Source organism: Allobosea sp. TAB14 (assembly GCF_052113865.1).
Classification (GTDB): Bacteria; Pseudomonadota; Alphaproteobacteria; order Rhizobiales; family Beijerinckiaceae; genus Allobosea; species Allobosea spartocytisi.
Genome location: NZ_JBFRDQ010000288.1, coordinates 1 through 3,872 on the forward strand (window position 1 = coordinate 1; position 3,872 = coordinate 3,872).

At 67.6% G+C, this 3,872-nt stretch carries 2 protein-coding genes; both read left to right on the forward strand.

From position 1 onward, the window contains the following. Positions 1–1,159: ammonium transporter (locus AB4Y99_RS26395; protein WP_441525414.1), on the forward strand; the 1,159-nt coding region annotated here is incomplete at its 5' end. Between the two features lie 183 nt (positions 1,160–1,342). Further along, positions 1,343–3,872: DNA translocase FtsK (locus tag AB4Y99_RS26400; protein ID WP_441525415.1), on the forward strand; the 2,530-nt coding region annotated here is incomplete at its 3' end.

The window sequence follows — 3,872 nt, forward strand, 5'->3', positions numbered from 1 at the left end:
GTTCTATGGCGGCCTCTCCCGGACCAAGAACATGCTCTCGGTGATGACGCAGATCACGGCGATCGCCGCGATCATGTGCATCGTCTGGGTGATCTACGGCTACAGCCTCGCCTTCACCTCGGGCGGTTCGCTGACGAGCTTCATCGGCTCCTTCTCCAAGGCCTTCCTCGCCGGCGTGACGCCGGATTCCACCTCCGACACCTTCACCAAGGGCGTCGTGATCCCTGAATACGTCTTCATCTGCTTCCAGATGACCTTCGCGATGATCACGCCCGCCCTGATCGTCGGCGGGTTGGTCGAGCGCATGAAGTTCTCCGCGATGATCCTCTTCGTCATTCTCTGGGGCACCTTCGTCTACTTCCCGATGGCCCATATGGTCTGGTTCTCGGAGGGTTATCTCTTCACCCTCGGCGCGCTCGACTTCGCCGGCGGCACGGTCGTCCACATCAATGCCGGTATCGCGGCGCTGGTGGGCGCGCTCCTGGTCGGCAAGCGCATCGGCTACGGCAAGGAGCTGATGTCGCCGCACTCGCTGACGATGACCTTCATCGGCACCGCAGTCCTGTGGGTCGGCTGGTTCGGCTTCAATGCCGGCTCCAATCTCGAAGCCACCGGCGGCGCCGCGCTCGCCATGATCAACACCTTCACGGCCACGGCCGGAGCGGGCCTCGGCTGGCTCTTCATCGAGTGGATCGTCAAGGGCAAGCCCTCGCTGCTCGGCATGCTCTCGGGCATCGTCGCCGGCCTCGTCGCCGTCACCCCGGCCGCCGGCCTCATCGGGCCGATGGGCGCGATCGTGCTCGGCGCCGTCGCGGGCATCGTCTGCTTCTTCTTCTGCACCACGGTGAAGAACGCGCTCGGCTATGACGACTCGCTCGATGTCTTCGGCGTCCACGGCGTCGGCGGCATCATCGGCTCGATCGGCACCGGCATCTTCGTCGCCCCGGCACTCGGCGGCGTCGGCGTCGCCGACTACGCCATGGGCGCGCAGGTCTGGAAGCAGTTCGTCGCGGTCGCCGTCGCCGTCGTCTGGTGCGGCGTCGGCTCCTTCATCCTCTACAAGATCGTCGATGTCGTCGTCGGCCTGCGCGTCACGCCCGATCAGGAGCGCGAGGGCCTCGACATCGCCGAGCACGGCGAGCGCGCCTACAACATGTGATCATCGCTCAGCGATTCACGTGAAACCGACCCCGGCGGGAAACCGCCGGGGTTTTTTCATGTCTGTGCACTGCCGCAAGATCGACGTGCTTCAAGGTTAAGCGGGCCTTAACCACAGCTTCCTAACGTGGAGGATATGGCCGGCATGATGCGGCCCAAAGCCCGGAATACGACTCGAAGCCGCATGCGCACCATCCGCCGCTCCCGATCGCTTATGGACCGCCTGCCCGATCCGGTGCGGGAGTTCCTGTCGCGCCGCGCCGCCGAGCTGACCGGGCTGGGGCTGCTCGCGCTGATGGCGGTCGTCGCCTTGGCCCTCGCGAGCTGGTCGGCCAACGATCCGAGCCTCAACAACGCCACCAATGGCGCGGTCCGCAACTGGCTCGGCCGGCCCGGCGCCATGATCGCCGACCTGCTGATGCAGCTCGTCGGGCTCGGCGTCATCGCCCTGCTCTTCCCGCCGATGATCTGGGCATTGCGGCTGGTCCGCTTCCACCTCTTCGACCGCGGCGCGCTCAAGCTCGGCCTCTGGGTCGTTGGCGTCGCCGCCGCTGCCGCCGTCGCCAGCGCCCTGCCGGCGACGCCGCGCTGGCCGCTGCCGACCGGCATGGGCGGCGTCATCGGCGACGGGCTGCTCTTCGGCACCCGCAACATCGCCGGCATCGCCGGGGGCGCCGTCGCGAGCCTCGTCGGCTTCCTTTATGCCGGCATCGCCATTCTCGCCGTCACCGCCGCCGCCGGCTTCGGCTTCGTCCATGACGAGGACCCGGCCCTCGACGACGAGGCCGATGACGGCCTCTCCGATGGCGAGGAGCGCGGCGACGAGGAGCCCGGCATCGCCGTCATCCTGATCGGCTGGCTCGCCCATGGCGCGATGGCGCTGCGCGCGGCGATCCTGCGCCGCCTGCCCCACCCGCCCGAGCCCGCCGTCGACACCGGTCCCGCGCCGCAGGCCGGCGCCGGCCGCGTCCGCCGCGAGCCGCAATTCGGCGCCGGTCCCGCGCCGCGTCAGCCCCTGCCGAATTTCGATCCGGCACCGCTGCCGGGCACGCACGCGGCGGCCCCCCATGACATCGACGACGATCCGCCCTTCGACATCGACGCCGCGCAGGACCTGCGCGACCTCAACGCTCCGCGCGTCGCCGCCCCCGCTCCCGCGCCCAAGCCGGGCAAGCGCATGCAGCGCGAGGCGCAGCCCTCCTTCCTCGAGCGCGATTCCTTCGAATTACCGCCGCTGACCTATCTGGCCGAGCCGAAGAAATCCCTTGCCAACACTGTCTCGACGGACGCGCTGGAACAGAACGCGACCCTGCTCGAAGGCGTGCTGGAGGATTTCGGTGTGCGCGGCGAGATCACGCAGGTCCGCCCCGGCCCTGTGGTGACGCTTTACGAGCTCGAACCCGCGCCTGGCACGAAGTCGTCGCGGGTGATCTCGCTGGCGGACGACATCGCGCGGTCGATGAGCGCGGTCTCGGCGCGCGTGGCGGTGGTGCAGGGCAAGAACGCCATCGGCATCGAACTGCCCAACGCCAAGCGCGAGACCGTCTTCCTGCGCGAGCTCCTCGCCAGCCAGGATTTCGAAGCGACCAAGCACAAGCTGGCGCTTTGCCTCGGCAAGACCATCGGCGGCGAGCCGGTCATCGCCGATCTCGCCCGCATGCCCCACCTGCTCGTCGCCGGCACCACCGGCTCGGGCAAGTCGGTCGCCATCAACACCATGATCCTGTCGATCCTCTACCGGCTGAAGCCGGAAGAGTGCCGCCTGATCATGGTCGACCCCAAGATGCTCGAACTCTCCGTCTATGACGGCATCCCGCATCTGCTCACCCCCGTCGTCACCGACCCCAAGAAGGCGGTCGTCGCCYTCAAATGGGCGGTGCGCGAGATGGAGGAGCGCTACAAGAAGATGTCGAAGCTCTCGGTGCGCAACATCGACGGCTTCAATGCCCGCGTCGGCGAGGCCAAGGCGGCGGGCGAGGTCATCACCCGCACCGTCCAGACCGGCTTCGACAAGCATTCCGGCGAGGCGATCTACGARGARGAGGTSATGGAYCTSGRGCCYCTGCCCTATATCGTCGTCATCGTCGACGAGATGGCCGATCTGATGATGGTCGCCGGCAAGGAGATCGAGGGCACGATCCAGCGCCTSGCSCAGATGGCGCGCGCCGCCGGCATCCATGTCGTGYTGGCGACCCAGCGSCCCTCGGTCGACGTCATCACCGGCACGATCAAGGCGAACTTCCCGACCCGGATCTCCTTCCAGGTCACCAGCAAGATCGACTCGCGCACGATCCTGGGCGAGATGGGCGCCGAGCAGCTTCTGGGCCAGGGCGACATGCTCTACATGGCCGGCGGCGGGCGCATCACCCGCGTGCACGGCCCCTTCGTCTCGGACAACGAGGTCGAGAAGGTCGTCGCCCATCTGAAGACGCAAGGCCGCCCGCAATATCTCGACGCCGTCACCTCCGAGGAGGAGGAAGCGGCCGAGGACGAGGACGGCGCCGTCTTCGACAAGACCGGCATGGGCTCGCTCGACTCGGACGATCCATATGAGCAGGCGGTGGCCGTCGTGCTGCGCGACAAGAAGGCCTCGACCTCCTACATCCAGCGCCGCCTCCAGATCGGCTACAACCGCGCCGCATCCATCATGGAGCGCATGGAAAACGAGGGCATCGTCGGACCCGCCAACCACGCCGGGAAACGCGAGATCCTCG